The organism is Nonomuraea sp. NPDC051941 (assembly GCF_044593615.1).
Map to the genome: position 1 here is coordinate 50,045 of NZ_JBIUCF010000017.1, position 24,133 is coordinate 74,177.

Sequence of the window (24,133 nt, forward strand, 5' to 3'; positions counted from 1 at the left end):
GCGTGGCCGTCGTCGCCGCTGACGATGCCGCGGATCTCGACGCCGCCGTCCGGCGCGTCCGTCCAGGCGGTGCCCACCGGCGCGTACGCGGGCTCATCCACGTGCGCTGGCCCGTGCGCGGAACCGTGCGCGGAAGGCGCCGGGGCGGCGGCGTGCGCCGTGGTGGGGGCGGCGGCGCTCCGGCGCGGGAGGAAGGCGGCCAGGACGAAGGCGAGGAGGGCGGCTCCGGCGCCGATGCCCATGACGACGCGGAAGCCGTCCTCGGAGGGGAGGGCGACGGGGCCGAACGTGGTGGTCATCTGCGACAGGACGACGCCCGCCACGGCGCTGGAGACGGAGGTGCCGACGGCGCGCATGAGGGTGTTGAGGCTGTTGGCGGCGGCCGTCTCGGACACCGGCACGGCCCCCATGACGAGGGCGGGCATGGAGGCGTAGGCGAATCCGATGCCGGCCCCGATGATGCAGGAGACCAGGACGAGGTGCCAGATCTCGGACATCAGCCCGATGTTGAGCGCGTAACCGGCGGCGACGATGACGGCGCCGATCATCAGGGTGACCTTGGGTCCCCTGGCCGCGGACAGGCGGGCCGACAGCGGCGCCAGCACCATCATCACCAGGCCGGACGGCGCCATCACCAGGCCCACCGCCAGCATCGACTGGCCCAGTCCGTAGCCGGTGGCCTCCGGCAGCTGCAGCAACTGCGGCAGCACCAGGGACATGGCGAACATCGAGAAGCCCATCATGGTGGAGGCGAGGTTGGTGAACAGCACCTGACGCCGCGCGGTGGTGCGCAGGTCCACCATCGGCTCGCGGGTGCTCAGCTCCCACCAGCCCCACAGCAGCAGCACCACGACCGCCGCGGCGAACAGGCCGATCGTGAGCGGGTCGCCCCAGCCCCAACTGGCGCCCTTGGAGATCGCCAGGAGCAGGCACACCAGCGCGGCCGACAGCCCGACGGCGCCGACCAGGTCGAAGCGCCCGCCGCTGCGCACCGCGGACTCGGGCACGAGGGCCAGCACCAGGACCAGGGCCACGGCGCCGAGCCCGGCCGCGGTCCAGAACAGCACGTGCCAGTCGGCGTTCTCGGCGATGAGGGCGGCGGCGGGCAGGCCCAGGGCGCCGCCCACGCCGAGCGAGGCGCTCATGAGCGCGGTCGCGGAGCCGAGCCGTTCGGCGGGCAGCTCGTCCCGCATGATGCTGATGCCGAGCGGGATCACGCCGGAGGCCAGGCCCTGCAGGGCCCGCCCGACGATCATGGGCGTCAGGGAGTCGCTGAAGGCGCACACGACCGACCCGGCGACGAGCAGGATCAGGCTGAGCAGGAGCATGCGCCGCTTGCCGAACATGTCGCCCAGCCGTCCCACCACCGGTGTGGCGACCGCGCTGGCGAGCAGGGTGGCGGTGATCGCCCAGGTGGTGTCGGACGCCGGGGCTCCCAGGAGCTTGGGCAGCTCGGGAACCAGCGGGATCACCAGGGTCTGCATCAACGACACCACGATCCCGGCGAAGGCGAGCACCACCACGAAGGTGCTCGACCGCGGGGGGTCGGCCGCGTGGGCGCGGCGGGCGGGGATGTTGGCCATGCGAGGTCTCCGTTGCGGGGTTGAGGGAAGCAAACGACGAGGTATTAGTAAATCAGTCGCTTGACTTAAGGCTAACAGCGTCGATTTACTGAACACAACCGACGGTCAGGCCCCCGAAGGAGGTCCTCGTGAGCAGGCGTGACGTTCCGGTACGGTGGTGCCGATGACCGGCAAGACCGTACGCGCCGAGCGCGCCGGAGTGACCCGCGAGCGGATTCTCGCGGCGGCGGAGCAGTTGTTCGCCGAGCACGGCGTGCTCGCCGTCTCCAACCGTCAGGTCAGCGAGGCCGCCGGGCAGGGCAACAACGCCGCCGTCGGCTACCACTTCGGCACCAAGACCCACCTCGTACGCGCGATCGCCCGCAAGCACGCCGAGCCGGTCGAGCGGATCCGCGAGCGGATGGTGGCCGAGCTCGGCGACTCCGCCGACGTGCGCGACTGGGTCGCCTGCATGGTGCGCCCGGTCACCGAGCATCTGGCGGACCTAGGCTCCCCCACCTGGTACGCCCGCTTCGTCGCCCAGGTGATGACCGACCCCGCGCTCCGCGCGATCATGGGTGACGAGACCCGCTCCTCCCCCTCGCTGCGGCAGACCGTCGAGGGGTTCAACCGGTGCCTGCCCGAGCTGCCCGCCGAGGTGCGGGCCGAGCGCGGCGACATGGCCCGCCAGCTGATCGTGCTCACGTGCGCCGACCGCGAACGCGCGCTCGCCGAAGGCGCCCCCACCCCCCGTTCCACCTGGCACGACGCCGCGACCGGCCTGATCGACGCGCTCGTCGGGATGTGGCTCGCGCCCGTCACCCGCGAGCCCTGACGGGCGCCCCTGCGACTCGCGCCTCGATTTGGGCGGAAGTTCCGGTTCGGTTCATGGTCCGGTCGGCTTCGCTCATGAGGATCAAGGCAGCAAGGTTCCTTGATGAGGAGAAGTCGATGCGCCCCCTGACCTCGCTGGCGTCCGCAGCGCTGACGATCGGCCTGCTCGGTGCCCTGGTCCCACCGGCGACCGCGCAAGACCTGCCCGCCGTCGAGCCGCGGGTCGAGACCCCGCCGCTGTTCGACGACGAGGCCGGCGGCAATGCCAACGGCGACGACCCGGCGATCTGGGTCCACCCCACCTCTCCGGCGGAGAGCCTGATCGCGACCACCGCCAAGGAGGGCGGTCTGTACCTCTATGACCTGGACGGCAGGCAGCTCCAGCACCTGCCCGCACCGGCCGCGCCGGGTCAGGACGACGAGCCGGGCCGGCTGAACAACGTGGACGTCGTCTACGGGCACGCGTCCAAGGCGGGCCGGTCGGACGTCTTCGTCGCCTCCGACCGTGGTTCCGACAAGCTGCGCGTCTACCGGATCAATCCGGCGAAGGCGGGCCAGAACCGGCAGCCGCTCACCGACGTCACCGACCCCGCCGCGCCGTTCGTCTTCAACGCGACCCAGGCGGAGGTGAACGACGCCGAGACCGTGTACGGCCTCGCGACGTGGAAGCGGGGTTCGGGCACCTACGTCCTGGTCAGCCGCCGGCACACCACGCGGCTCGCGCTGCTGAAGCTCACCGACGCCCCCGGCGGCAAGATCGGCTACACGACGCTCCGGACCATCGATCTCCCGTCGAGCTTCACCCTTCCGAACGGCCAGAGCTGGAGCCCGTGCGACGAGCCGGGCGTGGGCCCGCAGATCGAAGGCATGGTCGTCGATGCCCAGACCGGCACGCTCTACGCGGCCCAGGAGGACGTCGGCATCTGGCGCATCTCCGGCGATCTCACCGGTTCACCGAAGCTGGTCGACCGTGTCCGCGAGTACGGCGTACCGGCCACCTACGACCCCGCCACCGAGGAGTGTGCCCCCGGAGCCGACCCCGGATACGGCGGCGACAACCTGACGGCGGATGCCGAGGGCCTGACCATCTATTACGGCAAGGACGGCAAGGGCTACCTGATCGCCTCCAGCCAGGGCAGCGACACCTTCGCCGTCTATGACCGCAGAGGTGACAACGCCTACCTCGGCTCCTTCCGCGTCGGCGAGAGCGGCGGCATCGACGGTGTGCAGGGCAGCGACGGGACGATGGTCATCAACGTGCCGCTCGGCCGCCGGTTCCCCAAGGGCCTGTTCGTCACCCACGACGGCGCCAACACCCCCGAGGCGACGGATCCGGAGGGCGAGGTGCGCGAGAACACCGACTTCAAGTATGTGAAGTGGGATGACATCGCTCGCCGCCTCGGGCTGGACGTCGACGTCACCGGCTGGAACCCGCGCGGCTGACATGAATGGGTCGCCGGATCACTCCGGCGACCCATTCCGCCTTTTCCGGGTCAGGTCCGGAACGGGCCGGTCACGCAGTAGGTGATGCCGCCGGACGACGACCCCGAGGTGCCGCGCTGGGAGGAGAAGTACAGCCGGTTGCCCGCGGGGTTGAAGGCCGGGCCGGTGATCTCCGACGAGCTCTGGCCACTGATCCGCAGGAACGCGGAGATCTTGTCGTCGGGAGTGATCAGGCAGATCTCCATGTTGCCGCCGTCCTCGGCCACGTACAGGTCGCCGTAGGTGGAGCCGGTGACGTTGTCGACGCCGGTGAGCGGCGGGGTGCCGGGGCTGACGAGGCTGTCGTCATAGGCGAGTTCGTAGGTGTTGCCGGTCAGGTTGACCTGCCACACCCGGTTGTCGCCCTTCGTGGTGAACCAGACCGTGTCGTCGGCGTAGTGGCAGCCCTCGCCGCCGTTGAACGACTTGGAGCCGGACACCTGGCTGCGCGTCGCCGTCGGCGAGCCGTCCGGGTCCGGGACGTTCGCCCAGGTGAACGAGCCCGACGTGGCCGATCCCGCCACCAGCACCTGGAGGGTGCCGGAGGACAGGTCGCCCCACGTCGTGGGGACGAACCGGTAGAAACGCCCGTTGGTCTCGTCTTCGGTGAGGTAGATCACCTGCCGTACGGGGTCGGCCGCGGCGGCCTCGTGCTTGAAGCGGCCCATCGCGGGCCGCTGCACGGCGGTGCCGTCGAACGGGTAGGTCTCGTAGACGAAGCCCAGGCTGACCTCCTCGCACGACAGCCACGTGTTCCAGGGCGTCTTCCCGCCCGCGCAGTTCTGCCGGGTGCCGGACAGGATCCGGTTCGCCGAGGTGACGGCTCCGCCGGAGTCGAAACGGATGGCCGAGGCGCCGCCGCCGGGGTTGATCTCGGAGTTGGAGACGTAGATCCAGCCACTGCCGTCGGCGAAGCAGGCGCCTCCGTCAGGGGCGTTGTGCCAGGTGTAGGACGTGCCCGGGACGGACTGGCCGGAGCGGGCGATCACCTGGCTGGTGAAGCCGGCCGGAAGCTGGATGCCGTTGGCGTCGGCGGCCTGCAGCGGGCCGTAGGGACCGGGGGCGTTCTGCGCCGGTGCGGCCAGGGCGGCGCCCTGCCACAGACTGCCGGAGAAGGCGACGGTGCCCGCGCCGAGCACGGTCGCGCGCAGGAAATTACGGCGTTCCATCGACGAAACCTCCTTGAGGGGGTGCGGCCTCGCCGACAGTATGTCGATCAAACCGACATTCGCCCGTCAGAGAAGTTAACGGGAATAGTGCGCTGGATCACATTCCCGTGCCCGGCGTGGCGTCGCACCCGCCGATGGTCTGAACTGAGTGGGGACAGCCGTACGACAGAGGAAGGCCGATGACCGCGGGCCGGGTCGACATCATCGAGCAGGGCCCGCGCAGGCCACGCCGGGCAGGGATCGCGGTGCTGGTCGCTCTCGCGGCGGTGTCGCTCATCGGGTCGCTCATCGGGTCGCTCATCGGGTCGCTCATCGGGATTCTCACGAGCCGGGACACGAGCCGCCCCGCGCCGGAGCCGCCGGAACCGAAGCCGGTGCGCGAGGCGGTCACCGTGAATCCCAACGCCGTCTACCCGGAGGCGAGCGGGACGGGCGGGACCAGGACGTTGCGGGTCACGTTCCCCGACGCGTCGCGGGCGGAGGTGACCTACCCGGCCGGCCTGAACCTGGCCTCGCTGGGGGCCCGGCCGTACACCAGCGGCACCCTCACCGGCGCCGGGAGGGGCGGGGAGTTCCGCTCCCTGACCGCCCCGCTGTACGGCGAGGCCGAGACCGCCGCCGGCCGGCCGATGATCCGCCGCCTCACCGGTGACGTCACGCTCTGGCCCGGGCCACTCGGGGTGGACACCGCCGGCCCGGTCCTGCTGTTCGCGTTCGGCGACTGGCGGGTCGCGTTGCAGGACGAGCGGGCCGGGATGACCTTCGAGCAGCGGCGGGCCTGGGCGCAGAACCTGCGCGGCACACTCACCCCCGACGGCTTCCTCACCCTGTCGGCCGGCGGGCCGCTGCGCCTGTCGCGCCCCGGCGAGATCCGCGACGGCGTGCTCGTCGGCCCGCAGCTGTGGCTCGGCGGGCTGAGCCGCCGCATGCTGGTGCTGGCCCCCGTCGGCCGACACGACCCCGACTGCGAACGGCAGGGCCCGGCGTCCGTCGTCCTCGACCCGCGCCACGCCATCTCGGGCAGCGCCTGCCGCGCGGGCTTCTACCTGGCCGCCTCGGGCGACGAGAGCTTCGTGCGGAGCGCGCTCCGGGACGTCCGCGTCCGGGCTCTGTGAGCGCGGAAACGCTTTCACGCGGCATGAAACTTTCAGCGGGCATCCCCGGCCCAGCAGGCCCGTCTCCCCGCTCCCACCACGTCACTGACAGCCGACCTTGACGCTCCCAGACTGGATTCTTACGGTTAAACCGCTTTAACCCTAGGAAGGGGAAGTCGGTCATGGCAGACATGCGCACGTCCGTACCCGCTGGGCTGAGCAGGCGGGCGGTCCTCCTCGGCGCCGGCGCGCTCGCACTGGGCGCGGGCACGGGAACGCCGGAGGCTCAGGCGGCGACCTTCGTCAAGGGCGCCGACATCAGCTGGATGCCGCAGATGGAGGCGCAGGGCCGGAGCTGGCGCAACGGCGCCGGTACCGCCCAGGACCTGTTCACCATCCTCAAGGGGTACGGCATCACCGCGATCCGCCTGCGGACCTGGGTCAACCCCTCCGGCGACCCGGTGCACGGCCACTGTGCCGTCGAGGAGACCGCCGCGATGGCCGTACGCTGCAAGAACGCGGGGCTGTCCGTGCTCGTCGACTATCACTTCGGCGACACCTGGAACTCGGTCGGGGTGCAGAACCCGCCCGCCGCCTGGGCCTCGATGAGCTACAGCCAGATGCTGGACGCGATGTACGACTACGTCTACCACACCATGAACGTGATCAAGTACAACAACGTCACGCCCGCATGGGTGCAGATCGGCAACGAGACCAACTCCGGCATCTGCAAGCCGGTCGGGAGCATCAGCCGCCCCGCCCAGATGACCGGCCTGCTCAACGCCGCCTACGACATGGTCAAGCACGTCTTCCCGGCCACGCCCGTGCTGGTGCACCTGGCCCAGCCGCAGAACCTCGGCAGCGTCCAGAACTTCCTCAACGCCTACCGGGACAACGGCGGCCGGTGGGACATCACCGGCCTGTCCTCCTACGCCCAGGGCGGCAACGTGGCCCCGGTGCTGGACAACATGCACACCATCCAGAGCACGTACGGCAAACCGGTCATGCACGTCGAGTACGGCGGGCCGCTGAACAAGCCCACTCAGGTACGCGACTCGCTCCGCGCCTTCATCACCGGCCTGAAGAGCTTCGGCGGCCTCGGCACGTTCTACTGGGAGCCCGAGGTCTACTCGCCGTTCGCGACCTACGGCAGCGGGGCGTGGGACCCCGCCACCCTGCGGCCCACCGCCGCCATGGACGGATTCCTCAACGTCTGACCCGGCAGGAGAAGCCCCATGGGACAAGCGATCGAACCCGCCTCCGGCGTGCGCAGGAGGACGGTGCTGGCCGCCGCCGGCGCCCTGGCGCTGGGCGCCGCCGGGCTCACCCGCGCCGACGAGGCGACCGCCGCGACGGCGAGCGGCCGCGTGGTCTACAACCTCAACCCGGACTGGCGGTTCATCAAGCAGGACGTGGCGAACGCGCAGGCGCCCTCATTCGACGACTCGGCATGGGCGGCCGTGAGCGTCCCGCACACCTTCAACGACGTCGACTCCTTCGACAACTACATCACCAGCTCCGGCGAGTCCGCCGTCGCGATGCAGCCGGTCTGGTACCGCAAACGGTTCACCCTCCCGGCCGCGCACGCCGGGCAGAAGGTGCTGCTGGAGTTCGAGGGCGTCCGGCAGGCGGCCACGGTCTACGTCAACGGCACCCAGGTGGGCCTGTACGAGTACGGCGTCACGCCGTTCGGCTTCGACATCACCGGCCAGGTGCTCTTCGGCGCCGAGAACGTGATCGCGGTCAAGGCCGACAACACCAAATGGCGGCCCGAGCAGTCCACCGGCACGGCCTTCCAGTGGGACACCCGCGACTTCAACCCCACCTACGGCGGGCTGACCCGCAGCGTGCGCATGTACGTGCTGCCCAGGACGTACTTCACGCTGCCGCTCTACACCAACCTGCGGACCGTCGGCACGTACGTCTACCCGAGCGTCGTGAACGTCTCCGGCGCGACGGCGACCGTCAACGTCGAGGCCCAGGTCCGCAACGAGCAGACCTCCGCCCGCACCGTCACGGTCTCCGCGAACGTCGTCCAGGCCGACGGCCAGGTCCGCGCCACCATCACCGGATCGCCGGTCACGCTGGCCGCCGGGCAGACGCAGATCGTCAAGCTGTCGCAGCGGATCAGCCAGCTGCGTTTCTGGGAGCCCGGCCGGCCGTACCTCTACACCGTGGAGGTGGTCCTCTCGGAGGGCGGTACCGTGCTGGACGCGTACCCGATCGTCACCGGATTCCGGAAGGCGGAGTTCAAGGGCGGGACCAGCGGCGGCGGCGTCCACATCAACGACAAGCACGTCTTCCTCACCGGCTACGCCGTCCGCGCCACCAACGAGTGGGCCGCCATCGGCGGGGCCGTGCCGGAATGGATGACGCACCTCGACGGCGAGATGATCCGCGACAGCAACGCCAACCTGATCCGCTGGATGCACGTCGCCACCACCCCCGCGAACATCCGCATGACCGACCGGTACGGCATCGTCTCCGTCCAGCCCGCGGGCGACAAGGAGTCCGACGCCACCGGCCGGCAGTGGGAGCAGCGGGTCGAGCTCATGCGCGACGTGCTCATCTACTTCCGCAACAGCCCCAGCATCCTGTTCTGGGAGGCCGGCAACAACTGGATCACCGCCGATCACATGCGCCAGATGACCGATCTGCGCAAGACCTGGGACCCGAACGGCGGCCGGGCGATGGGCTGCCGCGCCATCTCCGACGACTCCGCGTACGGCGGGACCGCGGCGGTGGACGCCGCCGAATACGTCGGCACCATGCTCAACCGGCACTATTCGGCCTACGCCCGTGACCGCAAGCCCATCATCGAGTGCGAGTACACCCGGGACGAGGCGCCGCGGCGCGTCTGGGACAACTACTCTCCCCCGGACTTCGGCTACGTGACCGGCCCGGACGTCACCTACCACCTGACCTCCGAGGACTTCGCCGGCCCGCACGCCGCCGCCACCCGCTACGAGTTCTGGGGGCAGCGCATCCAGGGGCCCGGCGATCGCCGCTACTCCGGGGCCGCCGCCCTCGTCTGGGCCGACTCCAACCAGCACGGCCGCCAGTACAACTGGGAGTGCGCCCGGCTGTCCGGCCGGGTCGACGCGGTCCGCATCCCCAAGGAGTCGCTGCACACCTTCCGCGTCATGCAGAGCCCCACCCCGGACATCCACATCATCGGGCACTGGACCTACCCCGCCGGCACCGCCAAAACCGTGTACGTCATGGCCTCCTCCCACGTCCGCCGCGTGCGGCTGCTCGTCAACGGCGCCCAGGTGGGCGACGACACCTCCGCGACCCAGGACTTCCTGTACTCCTTCGCCGGGGTCGGCTGGCAGTCCGGCACGATCACCGCCGTCGGCTACGACGCGGCCGGTCAGGAGATCGTCCGCACCTCCAAGACGACCACCGGCGCGGCCACCTCGCTCCGGCTGACGCCGCGCACCGCGCCCGGCGGATTACGCGCGGACGGCAGCGACATCGCCTTCTTCGACGTCGAGGCCGTGGACGCGCAGGGCCGCCGGATGCCCACCCACCAGGCCCGGGTCGACTTCACGCTCACCGGCCCGGCCGCCTTCCTGGGCGGCTTCAACCCGGGCATACCTGGCAGCGTCCACAAGCCCTACCTCGACACCGAGGCCGGGGTGAACCGGGTCTTCATCCGGGCCTCCCGCACGCCGGGCACCATCACCCTGCGCGCCACCGCCACCGGCCTGACCGCCGCCACCGCGAGCGTCACGTCCGTCTCGTTCGCCGTGACCGCCGGCCTGACCACCCAGCTGCCCGCCACGTACTGACCGGCGCCGCGACTCGGTCAGGCGCCGGTGAGATAGTTCTTGATCCCGTTCGCCAGCGAGTCGGCGATGCGCTTGCGGAAGGCGACGTCGGTCATCTTGGCGGCGTCGCCCGCGTTGCGCATGTTGCCGCACTCGATGAACACGACCGGCCGCGTCGACAGGTTGAGCCCGCCCAGGTCGGTGCGGGACCGCAGGCCGTCCTCGCCTCGGTAGTTCGCGTACGGCATGCCGGTGCCGTCCCGGTACGCGTCGCGGATCGCCAGCCCGAGCTTGCGGGACGGCTCGATGACCTCGTCGTTGCGCCCGGCGATCAGCCCGGGGGTGATCACGTGGAACCCGTGCCCGCTCGGCTTGCCGCTGTCGCCGTGGATGGACACCACCGCGTCCGCCCTGGCCTCGTTCCCGATGGCCGCCCGCTCGGTGACGCAGGGGCCGATGCCCTCGTCGTTGCTCCGGGTGAGCACGACCCGGGCTCCCATCGTCTCCAGGAGCGGCCTGAGGTGCTGGGTGACGCTCCAGGCGAAGGCGTTCTCCTCGTACCCGTCGGCGGTCTTGAAGCCGACGGCGTTGCAGGCCTTGCTCTTGGTGATGATGTCGACCTGGCGGTCGACCTGCTCGGGGTGCGCGGCGTTCCCGCCGTTGTGCCCGGGGTCGAGCACCACGACCTTGCCTGCCAGCGGCCCCTTGCCCGTGCCCGGCGGCGCCGGGAGGCCCGCCCCACCAGGGGCCGGCGCGGCGCCACCGCACCCACCGGACAACGCGGCCAGTACGGCGAGTGCCACGAATCCAGGTCGATGAACGCGCATGATCAGACCGTATCCGGCGATGACCCGTCAGGACCCGGGATTTCGTGGGACGAGCAGCCCCCGGTTGAACGCCTCGGTGACGGCGGCGGCGCGGTCGTTCACCCCGAGTTTGGCGTAGATGTTCAGCATGTGGGACTTGACGGTGGCCTCGGTGAGGAACAGCTTGGCCGCCGCCTCCCGGTTCGTGGCTCCGGCCGCCACCAGTTGCAGCACTTCGACCTCGCGCGGGCTGAGCGGCCCCGGGGCGGGCCGGCGTACCCGGCTCATCAGCAGGGCCGCCACCGACGGCGCGAGCACCGCCTCGCCCCGCGCCGCCGCCCGGACCGCGCGCAGCAGCTCGTCGCGGGGAGCGTCCTTGAGGAGGTATCCGGTGGCGCCGGCCTCGATCGCGGGGAGCACGTGGCTGTCGGTGTCGTACGTGGTCAGCACCAGCACGCGAGCCTCGCTGCCCCGCTCGGCGAGCTCCCTGGTCGCGCTCACCCCGTCCATGCCGGGCATCCGCAGGTCCATGAGGATCACGTCCGGACGCAGGGCCTGGGCCAGCCGGACCGCCTCGGCCCCGTCGGCGGCCTCGCCGAGCACCTCGAACTCCGGGTCGCGGGCGAACATGCCGGCGAGCCCGTCCCTGACCACCGGATGATCGTCCACGATCAGCAGCCCGATCGGGCCGGCTGGGCGGCTCACGCGCTCACCTCCGCCCGCTCGGCGGGGACGCGGGCCGAGATGCCCGTGCCGGCGCCCGGCTCCGACTCGACCTGCAGCGTGCCGGACAGGCTCTCCATCCGCTGCCGCATCGCGATCAGGCCGAACCCGCCGCGATCGGCCCGGAAGCCGTCGGCGGCGGCGTCCAGCGCGTTGTCGAGTTGGGCCGGGTCGAAGCCGCCGCCGTCGTCGCGGACGTCCAGGGCCGTCTCGTGCTCCAGGTACGACAACGTCACCCCCACCCTGGTCGCCCGCGCGTGCTTGGCCACGTTGGCCAGGGCTTCCTGCGCGATCCTGAGCAACGCGGCCTCCGCCTCCGGCCGGATCGGCCGCGCCGTACCGGTCGTCGTGACCTGGACCGGGATCTCGTGCAGCGCCGACCAGCGCTCGGCGACGCCTGCCAGCGCCTCGCTCAGCATGGCCGATCGCAGCGGCTCGGGACGCAGCGCGTGCACCGACCGCCGCGCCTCCGACAGGCTCTCCCTGGCCAGCTTGGTCGCGGCGGCGACGTGCCCGCGCCAGGCCGCCGGATCGTCGCCGGCGTGCTCGGCCGCGCGCAGCTGGCTGACGATGCCGGTCAGCCCCTGCGCCAGGGTGTCGTGGATCTCCCGCGCCATGCGCTGCCGCTCGTCCTGCACGCCGGCGTCGCGCGCCTGCGCCAGCAGGCGTTCGTGCAGGGCCGCGTTCTCCGCCAGCGACGCCGCCAGCCTGCGGTTCGCCTCGCGGGCTTCCTGAAGCGCGCGCTCCCGCTCCTCGTTCTGCCGGGCGCCGCGCCGGGCGAACCAGGCGAAGGCGCACATGGGGAGGGCGTTCGCGGCCACGACGGCGCCGTAGGTGGCCAGGCCGGCGACCGTGGTCTTGTCCACGCCGTACGCCTGCGCCGTGCCCGCCACCACCGCCACCGCGCCGACGCCGACCGGCTGCCACGGCCAGCGCAGGAGCCGGAAGGCGTAGACGTACCCGGCGGGGGTGAAGGCCCCGAACCACGGGTCCCTGATCGCCAGGATCGCCATGAGCAGGATCAGCACCGCGCAGAACACCGCCATCACCGGCGCCCGCTCGCGCCAGGCGGGACGGAGCGTGAAGACGCCCAGCATCCACGCCGCCATCAGCGCGCACAGCACCAGGTCGACGATCAGGGACTCGCCCGCCGAGCCCTTGATGGCCACGGTGACGCCGGTCAGCATCGCCAGCAGCGCGTACGGCCCGACGGTCAACGCCACGGACCACCGTGCCGGCGGATCGCTCATCCGCGTCCTCCTCCCCGGCGCCTGCCCCCGGCGGACAATCTAGCCCGGATGCCGGTCAACCGGCCTGGGGAGGTTCGACGGCCAGCGCGTGCCGGAAGACGTTGCGCGGGTCCCACCGGGCCTTCACCCGCTGCAGGCGCGGGTAGTTGTCCTTGTAGTAGAGCGTCTGCGCGGGCACGCCCGAGGTGTTCCACGCCGGGTCGGCCAGGTCGGCGTCCGGGTAGTTGATGTAGGAGCCGTCATTGACCTCGCCGGGCACGGGCACGCCACCGGTGCCGGCGTACACGTCGCGGTAGAACTCGCGGACCCAGGCGAGGTTGGCCCCGTCCTTCTTCTCCTCGTCCCAGACGGTCTGGTAGACCGCCTTCATGACCACGTCCCGCTGGGCGATCGCGGTGGCCCCGGGCGCCACCGCGCGGACCTGCCCGCCGTAGCCGACCAGCAGCATGCCGGCGCCCGGCCCGCCGGTCTCGTTCTCCAGGTTGCGGTAGACGGCCGCCAGCTGGGTCTCGGTGAACGAGCGGCGCAGGTAGCCGGCCTTGATCTTGTACCGCCGGGTGATCACGTCGCCCGGCTCGCCGCTGCCCGGCCAGGTCATCCGGTGCAGCCACGGCATCGTCCGCCGCTGGTCGTACACCGGGGTGAGGTCGACCCCGTCCGTCACCGCCGACACGAAGCCGGTCACCATGTCGTCGGCGCCGGGCAGGTCCGCGTCGATCTGCGCGACCAGCATGACGGTCCCGCCGGAGCGGTGCGAGGGCTGGAGGAGCCCGTACAGCCCGGCGCAAGGGGAGCCGGGCGCGCTGTTGCGCTCGTGCCAGGTCCCGAAGTTACGCATCAGCCCGGTGAGCGCCTGCTCGGTCATGTGCTCCCAGGACCAGATGACCACGTGCTGCACCATCCGCCCCGGCGCCGGGGGCAGCAGCCGCGACGGGTCGGTGCCGGTGACGCCGGGCGAGCGCAGCCAGTACCGGGTGACCACGCCGAAGTTGCCGCCGCCCCCGCCGGTGTGGGCCCACCACAGGTCGTGGTTCGGGTCGTCCGGGTCGCGGGTGGCGACGACCGCGCGGGCGGTGCCGTCGCGGTCGACCACCACGACCTCCACGCCGTACAGGTGATCCACCACCGAGCCGTACCGCCGGGACAGCGCCCCGTACCCGCCGCCCGCGAAGTGCCCGCCGGCGCCCACCTCGGGGCAGCTGCCGCCGGGGATCGTCACGCCCCAGCCGGTGAGCAGCGTCCGGTACACGTGACCGAGGGTGGCGCCGGGTTGCACGGAGAACGCCCGCCGGCCGGCGTCGTAGCCGACCGCGTCCATCGGGGACAGGTCCAGCAGCATCCGCACCGCCGAGTCGGCGGTGAAGTTCTCGAAGCAGTGACCGCCGCTGCGTACCGCGACCCGCCGGCCGGACCGCACCGCCTCCTGCACCGCGCGCACCACCTGCTCGGTCGACCCGGCCACGCGGATCTCGTCCGGGCGGCCGACGAAGCGGAAGTTGTTGCCGCGCAGCAGCTGGTCGTAGCGGATGTCGCCCGGACGTACGGTCACCGGCCCGTACGCCTCCGGCGCGGCCTGGGCCTCGGCGTCGCCCGTGCCCAGCAGGGTGACCGCCGCGGCGCCCGCACCGGCGAGCACCCCACGACGGCTCACCGCCGCGCCCGTACTTCCCTCGCTCGCTTCTGGCATGTGTTCTCGCTCCTTCCGACTGGCTAGGGGCCGTCAGCCTCTCAATCCGGCAGCGAGCCACACATCCGTCCATGTCATGAATCGGCGGCTGAGCCCTTCACCCCGCCGAACGGCTGATCCGCCCCACCGACCGGCTGACCGGGAGCTGTCCTGCGGATGGCCCATTCGGCCACGGCGAGATTGATGCCCCAGGCCAGGCCGTGGAGCAGTGCCCTGGCGACGGTATGGGCATCGCCGCCCGTAGCCGCGTACCAGACGGCGAAGAGCACCGCCTGCGTGCCCGCGCCCATGCCGAGCGCGTAGGCGCGGATCATCCAGGCGCGGTGCCGGGCTACGTCGCGCCGCAGGATCGCGGCGAAGCCGAGGGCGAGGGAGCCGGCCATAGCCGTACCGGCCGCCAGGCGGAAGACGGTCAGGAGTCCGGTGTCGTCGGCGGGAAGGTCGGAGAACAGGGTCATCCACAGGCCGGTGAGCGCCGCGAGCAGGCCGCACGGCACCAGCACCCGCCCGGCCGCCCGATGCCAGGCGGGCCTGCGGCGGCGGAAGCCGGGCGCGAATTGGAAGGCGCCCAGGACGCTGTAAACGGTGACGCCGACGATGTGCAGCATCACGGGCACGGGGTCGGCGTGGAAGCGGGCGCCGTCCGGGAGGATGGCGGCGCCGCCGGCCAGCTCGGCCGCGCGGGCGGCGCCCGCGAGCACGGGGACGGCGCTGAGTACGGGCAGTCCGGCCGGGATGAGGCGGCCCGCCTTCGTAGGGGTCATGGCTCGATGGTGGCAACGGGGGCGGGGCCGGTTCATCGGCGGAAGGGCTCGTGCTCGTTCCGCCTTTCGGCCGCCGGCAGCGTAGTACTTTCGGCCGAAGGGTGAACCTGGCCGGCTTCTCGTCCGACTGTGCTGGGTGACGGGAGGACGACATGACCGATGAGCTGCTGGTGGTCCGCGCCCAGTTGGGTGAGCGGGCGGCACTGGCCGAGCTGGTGGAGCGCTGGCAGGTGCCGGTGTGGACGTACGTACGGCGCATGCTGGACGCCGAGCGGGCCGACGACGTGAGCCAGGAGGTGTGGCTGGCCGTGATCCGGGGCCTGCCGCGGCTGAGGGAGCCCGCCCGGTTCGCGCCCTGGCTGTTCACGATCGCCCGCCGGTCGGTGACCGACCGCCTGCGCAGCCAGTACGCCCGGGAGGAGCTCGCCGGCCGCGCCGTGGTCGCCGAGGACCCGGTGGAGGCTGTGGTGGATCGGGCCGAGCTGGTGAGCGCGCTGTCGGAGCTGCCGGTGCTGGAGCGGGAGATCCTCGTCCTGTTCTACCTGGAGGACCTGTCGGTGGAGGACTGCGCGCAGATCTGCCGGATCCCCGCCGGCACGGTCAAGTCCCGGCTCAACCGTGCCCGTCGCCTGCTGCGTGAACACCTCGAGGAGAAGGGATCCCGGGCATGACCGAGGACGAACCGCGCCTGTCGGCGCGAGAGATGATCGAGCGGCTCGAGCCTGCGCTGTCGCCGAAGCGGCGGCTCCGGGCGGTGGTGGCGCTGGCCGCCGGGTCGGCCGGGGCGCTGTTCGCGGGCGCGCTGTGGTGGAGCGAGCCCGGGCCGCTGCCGGGACGCACGCACCTGGCCTTCGCGACGCTCACCGTGTTCTGCCTGGCCTGGGCCTGCTACGGCGGCTGGCTGGTGACGCGCCGGGTGCCGTTGTTCGCCGCCGACCGGGTGATCGCCGCCTGGCTCGGCCTGGCCGCCTCGCTCACCACCACTGGTGTGCTGGCCGCCTTCGCCGTCCAGCGCGGCACCGGGCTCGGGCTGCCGCTGGCGGTCGGAGGGCTGTTCGTCGCGGGGGCGCTGGTGCTGGTCGTACGCGCGCATGCCCGCCAGGCCGCGCTGCTGCGCCGCCTGCGCGAGCTGACCGAGCCGCCCTCGTCATGAGCGGTGCGCAGGTCGGGTGTGAAAGTTTCAGGCGCCCGACCTGCGAGGGCGGCAGGCGTGCTTGACACCACTCATGTGACCGGTAACCCTGACTGTCGCAGTCAAGCCCCCCACCGCCGAGGTCACGTCATGTGGAAACGAGCTCTCGTCGCCCTCCTGCTCGGTGCCGCCGCGGTGCGGCCCGAGCCCGTGCCCCTGGCCACGCCGACCACTCCCCCGGCGGCCTATCCCAACCCCGGACGGGTGACGGGCGACATCGGCGTGCACGACCCGAGCGTGGTCAAGCGGCCCGACGGCTCCTACCTGCTGGTGCACACCGGCGACAACCTCACGATCAAGACCTCGACCGACCGGACCGCCTGGCGCAACGCCGGCGTGGTCTTCCCCGGCGGCGCGCCGTGGACCACGTCGTACACCGGCGGCAGCGCCAGCCTGTGGGCGCCCGACATCTCCTACCGCAACGGGCGCTACTACCTCTACTACTCGGCCTCGACGTTCGGCTCGCGCAATTCGGCGATCTTCCTGGCCACCAGCACCACGGGCGCGTCAGGCTCCTGGGCGAACCAGGGCATGATCATCTCGACCACCTCGTCGAGCAACTACAACGCCATCGACCCGAACCTCGTCGTGGACGCCCAGGGCCGCTGGTGGCTCTCCTTCGGGTCGTTCTGGACCGGGATCAAGCTCATCCAGCTCGACCCCGCCACCGGCAAGCGCCTCGGCACCTCGATCACCGGCCTGGCCCAGCGCACCGGCACGACCGCGATCGAGGCGCCGTTCATCTTCCGCCACGGCTCGTACTACTACCTGTGGGTGTCGTTCGACGCCTGCTGCCAGGGGGCGAGCAGCACCTACCGGATCATGGTCGGCCGTTCGACCAGCGTCACCGGCCCGTACGTGGACCGCAACGGCGTCGCCATGACCTCGGGCGGCGGCACCCAGGTCCTGGCCGGGCACGGGAGCGTGCACGGGCCGGGCCACCAGGCGGTGGTCCCCGACAGCGACGCCGAGGTGCTCTACTACCACTACTACGCCGACAACGGCGCGCCCCTGCTGGGGATCAACCTCCTCGGGTACGACAGCGCGGGCTGGCCCTTCGTCTACTGACCCGCCACGGACCGGAGCACGGCGACGCCCGAGGGCGGCAGCGTGACGGACTCGACGTCCTCGCCCGAGAGGGCGTCGGTCCACTCCCCGCCGGGGGTGACGTCGTGCTTCTCGCCGGTGTGGTTCAGCAGGATCAGGAAGCGGCGGCCGGCGCCGGCGCGCACGCTCGCCTGGACCCCCGGAGGCAGCCCTTCGACCGCGGGCGTGACGCCCGCCTCGGCGAGCGCCCGCGCGAGGACCGCCCGCATGGCGGGCTCGTCGAGGCGGGTCGACAGGTAGCGGGCGGTTCCCTCGCCGAAGTCGTGCCTGGTCACGGCCGGGCGGCCGTCGGGACCGTCGAAGACGACCTCGGGCTCGGCCCCGGTGAGACGCAGGTCCTCGCGCCACAGGTCGGCCGTCCCCTCGAGGTGCGCCAGCGCACCGCAGCCCTGTACGGGGAACGTCTCGTGCTCGGCCGCCGGCCAGAACTCCTCGATCCGCACCCCGAGGACCTCACGCAGCGGCGCGGGATAGCCACCCAGGTGGACCCGGTCGTGCTCGTCCACGATGCCGCTGAAGAACGAGACGACCAGCGCGCCGCCACCGGCGACGTACGCCGAGACGCGCCGCGCGTCCTCGCCCGCCAACAGGTACAGGTTGGGCACGACGACGAGCCGGTAGCCGGTCAGGTCTGCCGACGGCGGCACCACGTCCACGCCCGCGCCGAGCTCGAACAGGGGTCCGTAGTGGTCGATCAGGCGGTCCTGCTGACGCACGCCGTCGGAGGGGTGGGAGTCGAGCTCGAGCGCCCACCAGCTGTTCCAGTCGAGCAGGATCGCCACCTGGTTGCGCACCCGCGTGCCGGCCAGGTCGGGCACCGAGGCCAGCTCCCTGCCGAGCGCCACGATCTCGCGGTAGACCCTGCTGTCGGCGCCCGCGTGCGGCACCATGCCGGAGTGGAACTTCTCGGCGCCGCCCCGTGACTGCCGCCACTGGAAGTAGAGGACCGCGTCGGCGCCGTGCGCGACCGCCTGCCAGCTCCACAGCCGCATCTGGCCCGGCTGCTTGACGGCGTTCCTGGCCCGCCAGTTCACCGCGCTCGGCGCCTGCTCCATGAGGATCCACGGGTCCCCGCCGCCGGCGCCGCGCATCGTGTCGTACACCAGGCCGGGGCCGAGGTGCGGCCGCTCGTCGTGGGGGTCGGGGTAGGAGTCGACCGCGACGACGTCCAGCCCGGGCGCCCAGTCGAAGACGTCCACGGCCTTCAGGCCGGCCAGGAAGTTCGTGGTGATCGGCACGTCGGGGGTGACGCGCCGCAGGATGCCCGCCTCCAGGTCGTAGCAGGCGCGCAGCGCCTCGTTACTGAAGCGCAGGTAGTCGAGCTGCTGGGCCGGGTTGGGGTACGTCGGAGCCACGCGGGGCGGCCGGATGTGGTCGAAGGTGGCGTAGCGCTGCGCCCAGAAATCCGTCGACCAGGCGTCGTTCAGCGCCTCGATGTCGTCGCCGTACCGCTCGCGCAGCCAGCGGCGGAAGTCGTCCGCCGACACCTCGCAGTAGCAGGCGGGGATGTGGCAGCCGTACTCGTTGCCGACGTGCCAGAGGCCGAGGGCCGGGTGGCCGCGATAGTGCTCGGCCAGCCGCTCCGCCAGCAGCGCGGCGCGTTCGCGGTAGACCGGGCTGGACGGGCAGAAGTGCTGCCGCCCGCCGGGGCCGAGCACGGTCCCGTCGGCGGTGACCGGCAGGATCTCGGGATGCTCGTGAACCAGCCAGGGCGGCGGCGAGGCCGTCATGGTGGCCAGGTCGGCGGTGATCCCGTGCGCGTGCAGGTCATCCAGGACCTGGTCGAAGAGGGAGAAGTCGTACGCGCCGCGCGCCGGCTCCACGCGGGCCCAGCCGAACACGCCGACGGTGACGAGGTTCACCCGGGCCTCGGCCATGAGGCGCAGGTCCTCCGCCCTGGTCTCGGCCGGCCACTGCTCGGGGTTGTAGTCGCCGCCGAAGGCCACGCCGCCGAGCCGGCGCCGGAGCCGGTCGGCCGGTGACGGGGCGCCGGCGGTCCCGGGGACCGGGCTGACATCGCGAGGAACGGCGTTCATCGTCGGCGCGGCGGCCTCGTCGGGGCGAGGTCCGCCGCTCCTCCCTTCTTTCTGGGTCACGTACGGGGCGGCGCGCCGGTGCTCTGCCGGACGACCAGCTCGGGGGCGACGAAAGCGGTGGCGGACGGGGCCGCCCCGGTCTCGATCTGGCCGATCATGAGCGCCACGATCTTCTCGGCCACCACGTCGAAGTCCTGGCGGACGGTGGTGAGCGGCGGGGAGAGGTAGGCCGACTCGTCGAGGTCGTCGAAGCCGGCGATGCTGACGTCCTCGGGGACGCGGTGACCCGCCTCGATCATCGCGCGCATCACGCCGAGGGCCATCTGGTCGTTGGCGGCGAAGACGGCCGTCACGCCGGGCCGCCGCGCCAGCTCGCGGCCCGCCTTGTAGCCGCTGGCCGCGCTCCAGTCTCCGAAGAGTAACTGGGGAGTGGCGGCCCCCGCCTCCTTGAGGGTGGCGTGCCAGGACTCGGCCCGGCGCCGCGCGGCGTAGGAGTCTTCGGGCCCGGCGACGTGCCAGACGGTCTCGTGACCGAGGTCGAGCAGGTGGCGGGTGATGAGCCGGGCGCCGAGGGCCTGGTCGGTGTCCACCATGGGGTGGCGGTGGCTGACGTCGCCGTCGGCCATCACGACCGGGACGCCCGGCGGCAGCCGGAGCGACGGGGTGTCGAGGATCTGCGCCTCGATGAGCACGATGCCGTCGACCGCCTGCACCGTGAGCTGATCGAACGCCTCGTGCACGGCCTGCTCGGTCTGCGACTCGACGGCGATCATGTTCACGGTGTATCCGGCGCGCTGCGCCGCCCGGGTGACGGCGTCGACGGTGCGGGCGTTGCCGAAGCTGGACAGCCCGAAGCTGATCAGGCCCAGGGTGCGGAACTGGCCGGTGACCAGGGCGCGCGCAGCGGTGTTGGGCCGGTAGCCGAGGACCCGCATGGCCGACAGCACGCGCTGGCGGGTCTCCTCCTCGACGTTGCTGCGGTTGTTGACCACCCGGGAGACCGTCTGGCTGGAGACCCCGGCCATCGCGGCGACGTCGGCCATGGACGGCCGCCTGCGCGAGCGTCGTCCCGCCGGTGATTCCTGGGTCGTCCCGTCCAACTGCCACCTCTGATCGTCCGATGCTCTCGCCAGATGTTTACGTAAACATGCCCCAGCCGTCAATGGCCGCGAGAGATCGACATAAAAAACCACCAAATCGCCACGTATGTTAACTGACGGTTACCTATTGACATGATCCTGCGGCGGCTCCAGACTACGGGACACCTTCTTCATGTTTACGTAAACACACGATCATCGCAGCCACCGCAGCGGGCAGGCCCACGGTGGCGCAGGTAGCAGCGCGGCTCATCCGCCGCAGATGGCCCCCGACAAGGAGAGCTCAGTGCCAGTATTCGTGGCAGCGCGAACATCGCAGAGGAGCGCGACATGACCGCGCGGGCCGCGCGGCCCGGCCTCGGCCGGCCGCTCCTGCGCCTGCGGGTCGCCGGCTACGCCTTCTTCCTGCCGTTCTTCGTGGTCTTCCTGGTCGCGGTGGTCGCGCCGCTGGCGTACGCGATCTACCTCAGCTTCTTCCAGGACCGCCTCATCGGCGGCACGGTCTTCTCCGGCGTGGCCAACTACACCCGCGCCCTGGGCGACGCGCTGTTCGGGGCGGGCCTGCTCCGCGTGGCGCTCTTCCTGGTCGTGCAGGTGCCCGTCATGCTGCTCATCGCCCTGGGGTGCGCGCTCGCCATCGACAGCGGCCGGCTGCGCTGGCCGTCGCTGTTCCGCATCTCGATCTTCATGCCGTACGCGGTGCCGGCCGTGGTGGCGGCCCTCTTGTGGGGCTACATGTACGGCGACCAGTTCGGCCTGGTGGGCCAGATCGGCGACGCGCTCGGCGTCACGGCCCCCGACCTGCTGTCGCGGCCCTGGATGCTGACCTCCATCGGCAACATGGTGACCTGGGAGTACGTCGGCTACAACATGATCATCCTGTACGCCGCGCTGCGGGCCATCCCCGAGGAGCTCTACGAGGCCGCCGAGATGGACGGGGCGGGCGCCATCCGCATTGCCTGGAGCATCAAGCTGCCCGCCCTGCGCCCCGCGCTGCTCGTGGCGACGATCTTCTCGATCATCGGCAGCTTCCAGCTCTTCAACGAGCCGAACATCCTGCAGAAGCTCGCGCCCGCGGTGATCTCGACCAGCTACACGCCCAACATGTACGCCTACAACCTCGCCTTCAACGGCCAGCAGATCAACTACTCGGCCGCCGTCGCCGTGGTCCTCGGCCTCGTCACCGTCGTGGTCGCGTACGCCGTGCAGCTCATCACGGCGAGAAGGGAGCAGACCCTGTGACCGCGGTCGCCACGCGCCGGTCAGGCGCGCACCGATCCCCCGCCGCCAAGCGCCGCAGGAAGAGCGCCACCCTCACCGTGCTCATGCTGGTGATGTTCGGGTACGCCGTGCTCCCGCTGTTCTGGCTGCTGGCCAACGCCAGCAAGAGCAGCGGCGACCTGTTCTCGACCTTCGGGCTCTGGTTCGGCGGGGACTTCCACCTGTTCGCCAACATCGGCGACACCCTGAGCTACCAGAACGGCATCTTCCTGCGCTGGTTCGGCAACACCGTGCTCTACGCCGTGGTGGGCGCGGGCGGCGCCGCCCTGCTGGCCACCCTCGGCGGGTACGCCCTGGCGAAGTACGACTTCCCGGGCCGCAAGCTGCTGTTCGCGATGGTGCTCGGCGCGATCTCCATCCCGGGCACGGCCCTGGCGGTGCCGACGTACCTGCTCTTCAGCCAGGTCGGGCTCGTCGACACCCCGTGGGCGGTGCTCATCCCGGCGCTGTGCAGCCCGTTCGGCCTCTATCTGATGCGGGTCTACGCGGCCGACGCCGTGCCCGACTCGATCCTGGAGTCGGCCCGCATCGACGGCGCGGGAGAGTTCAGGATCTTCCGCACCATCGCCCTGCGGCTGCTGGCCCCCGGGTTCGTCACGGTGCTGCTCTTCGCGCTGGTCGCGACCTGGAACAACTACTTCCTGCCGCTGATCGTGCTGAACTCGCCGGACTGGTTCCCGCTCACCGTCGGGCTGAACCAGTGGAACGCCCAGGCCAACAGCGGCACCTCGGGCGCCGGCGACGCCAGCTACCAGCTCATCCTGACCGGCAGCCTGCTGTCCATCGTGCCGTTGATCGTCGCCTTCCTGGTGCTCCAGCGGTACTGGCAGTCGGGCCTGGCCACCGGAAGCGTCAAGCAGTAACCCCCCGTGAGTGAGGAAACATCATGAGAAGACATGCGATGACCGCCGGTGTCGCCGCGGCCCTGTCGCTGGCGCTGGCCGCGTGCGGTGGCGGTTCTGGAGGGGGCGCCACCGCACCGGCCGCCGCCCCGAGCGCGACGGCGGCCGTCCAGGACGCGCTGAGCAAGCCGGCCGAGCTGACGTTCTGGACCTGGGTCACGGGGGTCGAGAAGACCGTCGCCCGCTTCCAGGCGAAATATCCGAACATCAAGGTCAACGTGGTGAACGCGGGGCAGTCCGCCGACCAGTACACCAAGTTGCAGACCGCGATCAAGGCCGGCTCCGGCGCGCCCGACGTGGCGCAGGTCGAGTACTTCGCGCTCCCGCAGTTCGCGCTGGCCAAGCAGGTCGTCAACCTGGCGGACTACGGCGCCGCCTCGTTGAAGGACAAGTTCGCCCCCGCGGCGTGGGGCCAGGTGGCGATCAACGGCGGCGTCTACGGCATCCCGCAGGACACCGGCCCGATGGCGATGTTCTACCGCAAGGACATCTTCGACAAGCTGAAGATCAAGCCCCCGACCACCTGGGCCGAGTTCGTGGACGCGGCCAAGAAGATCAAGGCCGACAACCCGGACAACTTCCTCACCACCATCGACCCCGGTGACGCCGGCGGCGTGGACAGCATGATCTGGCAGGCGGGCGGCGCGCCGTTCAAGACCTCGGGCGAGAGCTCGGTCGGCGTCACGCTGTCCTCCGACCCCGGCGCCAAGCAGTGGGTCAGCACCTGGACCACCCTGCTCGGCGAGAAGCTGGTGGACCCGCAGCCCGGCTGGACGGACGAGTGGTGGAAGGGCATGGGCTCCGGCAAGTACGCGGCCTGGCTGACCGGCGCCTGGGCCCCGAACGGCATCATCAACTCCATCCCCAAGACGAAGGGCAAGTGGGCGGTCGCCCCGATGCCGCAGTTCGACGCGGCCAAGCCGATGAACTCCGAGAACGGCGGCTCGTCGGTCGCGGTCATCCCGCAGAGCAAGAACATCCCGGCCGCCGTCGCCTTCGCCGAGTGGCTCAACTCCGACCCGGAGGCCGTCAAGTCGCTGAACTCCGAGGCCGGGCTGTTCCCCGCCACGAAGGCGCTGCTCGACGACCCGGCCTTCCGTGACGCGCCGCAGGACTTCTTCGGCGGGCAGAAGATCAACCAGGTCCTGGGCGACGCCTCGGCCGCCGTCAACCCCGGCTGGCAGTACCTGCCGTTCCAGGTGTACGCCAACAGCGTCTTCAAGGACACCGTTGGCCAGGCCATCGACGGCGGCGGCGACCTGGCCGGCGCGCTGAAGGCGTGGCAGGACCGCATCACCGCCTTCGGCACCGAGCAGGGCTTCACGCTCACCAGCGGCTGACCCGGCGAAGCGGGCGGCCCCGGCGGGATGCCGC

Annotated in this window: 19 protein-coding genes and 1 pseudogene; 11 read left to right on the forward strand and 9 right to left on the reverse strand. The window is 71.4% G+C overall.

The window, feature by feature from the left end:
- Positions 1-131: 131 nt before the first annotated feature.
- Positions 132-1,583 (reverse strand): annotated as a pseudogene (locus ACIHFD_RS27645) (MFS transporter); the annotation flags it as partial.
- A 163-nt stretch (positions 1,584-1,746) separates the two neighbouring features.
- Here ACIHFD_RS27645 and ACIHFD_RS27650 point away from each other — a divergent pair.
- A complete protein-coding gene (locus tag ACIHFD_RS27650; RefSeq protein ID WP_397369301.1) occupies positions 1,747-2,397 on the forward strand; it encodes a TetR/AcrR family transcriptional regulator in 651 nt (216 codons plus the stop codon).
- A gap of 116 nt (positions 2,398-2,513) precedes the next feature.
- A complete protein-coding gene (locus ACIHFD_RS27655; protein WP_397369302.1) occupies positions 2,514-3,839 on the forward strand; it encodes a phytase in 1,326 nt (441 codons plus the stop codon).
- Between the two features lie 50 nt (positions 3,840-3,889).
- Here the strand turns inward: ACIHFD_RS27655 and ACIHFD_RS27660 are convergent, their stop codons facing one another.
- Positions 3,890-5,047 (reverse strand): alkaline phosphatase PhoX, encoded by a 1,158-nt coding sequence (locus ACIHFD_RS27660; RefSeq protein WP_397369303.1) that lies wholly within the window; start codon positions 5,045-5,047, stop codon positions 3,890-3,892.
- A 179-nt stretch (positions 5,048-5,226) separates the two neighbouring features.
- Between ACIHFD_RS27660 and ACIHFD_RS27665 the strand changes: the two genes are divergently transcribed.
- The 3 genes from ACIHFD_RS27665 to ACIHFD_RS27675 all read left to right on the forward strand — a co-directional run bounded on the left by ACIHFD_RS27665 (position 5,227) and on the right by ACIHFD_RS27675 (position 9,935).
- Positions 5,227-6,162, forward strand: a complete 936-nt coding sequence (locus ACIHFD_RS27665) for a hypothetical protein (RefSeq protein WP_397369304.1) — start codon at positions 5,227-5,229, stop codon at positions 6,160-6,162.
- Between the two features lie 161 nt (positions 6,163-6,323).
- Positions 6,324-7,358 carry a glycosyl hydrolase 53 family protein gene (locus ACIHFD_RS27670; RefSeq protein WP_397369305.1) on the forward strand — a complete coding sequence of 345 codons (1,035 nt, stop codon included), beginning with the start codon at positions 6,324-6,326 and terminating at the stop codon, positions 7,356-7,358.
- 18 nt (positions 7,359-7,376) lie between these two features.
- On the forward strand, positions 7,377-9,935 hold the full coding sequence (locus ACIHFD_RS27675) for a sugar-binding domain-containing protein (protein ID WP_397369306.1): 2,559 nt from the start codon (positions 7,377-7,379) through the stop codon (positions 9,933-9,935).
- 17 nt (positions 9,936-9,952) lie between these two features.
- Here ACIHFD_RS27675 and ACIHFD_RS27680 read toward each other — a convergent pair whose 3' ends face one another.
- From ACIHFD_RS27680 to ACIHFD_RS27700, 5 genes are all read right to left on the reverse strand, one after another.
- Positions 9,953-10,741, reverse strand: a complete 789-nt coding sequence (locus ACIHFD_RS27680; protein WP_397369307.1) for an N-acetylmuramoyl-L-alanine amidase — start codon at positions 10,739-10,741, stop codon at positions 9,953-9,955.
- Between the two features lie 27 nt (positions 10,742-10,768).
- Positions 10,769-11,425, reverse strand: coding sequence for a response regulator (locus ACIHFD_RS27685; RefSeq protein WP_397369308.1), 657 nt, complete (start codon positions 11,423-11,425; stop codon positions 10,769-10,771).
- Complete coding sequence (locus tag ACIHFD_RS27690) at positions 11,422-12,693, reverse strand: sensor histidine kinase (protein WP_397369309.1); 1,272 nt, start codon at positions 12,691-12,693, stop codon at positions 11,422-11,424. Before ACIHFD_RS27690 ends, ACIHFD_RS27685 begins: the two co-directional genes overlap by 4 nt.
- 55 nt (positions 12,694-12,748) lie before the next feature.
- On the reverse strand, positions 12,749-14,380 hold the full coding sequence (locus ACIHFD_RS27695) for an FAD-dependent oxidoreductase (protein ID WP_397369310.1): 1,632 nt from the start codon (positions 14,378-14,380) through the stop codon (positions 12,749-12,751).
- A gap of 74 nt (positions 14,381-14,454) precedes the next feature.
- Complete coding sequence (locus ACIHFD_RS27700) at positions 14,455-15,144, reverse strand: DUF2306 domain-containing protein (RefSeq protein WP_397369311.1); 690 nt, start codon at positions 15,142-15,144, stop codon at positions 14,455-14,457.
- 152 nt (positions 15,145-15,296) lie between these two features.
- Here ACIHFD_RS27700 and ACIHFD_RS27705 point away from each other — a divergent pair, with 152 nt between their 5' ends.
- The 3 genes from ACIHFD_RS27705 to ACIHFD_RS27715 all read left to right on the forward strand — a co-directional run bounded on the left by ACIHFD_RS27705 (position 15,297) and on the right by ACIHFD_RS27715 (position 17,404).
- Complete coding sequence (locus tag ACIHFD_RS27705) at positions 15,297-15,815, forward strand: RNA polymerase sigma factor (protein WP_397369312.1); 519 nt, start codon at positions 15,297-15,299, stop codon at positions 15,813-15,815.
- The gene (locus ACIHFD_RS27710) at positions 15,812-16,297 is read left to right on the forward strand and encodes a hypothetical protein (RefSeq protein WP_397369313.1); all 486 of its coding nucleotides are present in this window, start codon (positions 15,812-15,814) and stop codon (positions 16,295-16,297) included. The genes ACIHFD_RS27705 and ACIHFD_RS27710 overlap by 4 nt, the downstream gene beginning before the upstream one ends.
- A gap of 129 nt (positions 16,298-16,426) precedes the next feature.
- Positions 16,427-17,404, forward strand: a complete 978-nt coding sequence (locus ACIHFD_RS27715; protein ID WP_397369314.1) for an arabinan endo-1,5-alpha-L-arabinosidase — start codon at positions 16,427-16,429, stop codon at positions 17,402-17,404.
- Here ACIHFD_RS27715 and ACIHFD_RS27720 read toward each other — a convergent pair.
- Positions 17,398-19,479 (reverse strand): beta-galactosidase, encoded by a 2,082-nt coding sequence (locus ACIHFD_RS27720; protein ID WP_397369315.1) that lies wholly within the window; start codon positions 19,477-19,479, stop codon positions 17,398-17,400. The two genes, ACIHFD_RS27715 and ACIHFD_RS27720, sit on opposite strands and share 7 nt — an antisense overlap.
- Before the next feature lie 56 nt (positions 19,480-19,535).
- The gene (locus tag ACIHFD_RS27725; RefSeq protein ID WP_364248968.1) at positions 19,536-20,522 is read right to left on the reverse strand and encodes a LacI family DNA-binding transcriptional regulator; all 987 of its coding nucleotides are present in this window, start codon (positions 20,520-20,522) and stop codon (positions 19,536-19,538) included.
- A 384-nt stretch (positions 20,523-20,906) separates the two neighbouring features.
- On the opposite strand from ACIHFD_RS27725, the gene ACIHFD_RS27730 reads away from it, so the two are divergent.
- Genes ACIHFD_RS27730 through ACIHFD_RS27740 form a run of 3 tightly spaced genes read left to right on the forward strand, consistent with a single transcriptional unit; the run spans position 20,907 to position 24,099 of the window.
- Complete coding sequence (locus ACIHFD_RS27730) at positions 20,907-21,818, forward strand: carbohydrate ABC transporter permease (RefSeq protein ID WP_397369316.1); 912 nt, start codon at positions 20,907-20,909, stop codon at positions 21,816-21,818.
- A complete protein-coding gene (locus tag ACIHFD_RS27735; RefSeq protein WP_397369317.1) occupies positions 21,815-22,720 on the forward strand; it encodes a carbohydrate ABC transporter permease in 906 nt (301 codons plus the stop codon). The genes ACIHFD_RS27730 and ACIHFD_RS27735 overlap by 4 nt, the downstream gene beginning before the upstream one ends.
- A gap of 23 nt (positions 22,721-22,743) precedes the next feature.
- On the forward strand, positions 22,744-24,099 hold the full coding sequence (locus ACIHFD_RS27740) for an ABC transporter substrate-binding protein (protein ID WP_397369318.1): 1,356 nt from the start codon (positions 22,744-22,746) through the stop codon (positions 24,097-24,099).
- Positions 24,100-24,133: the final 34 nt, after the last annotated feature.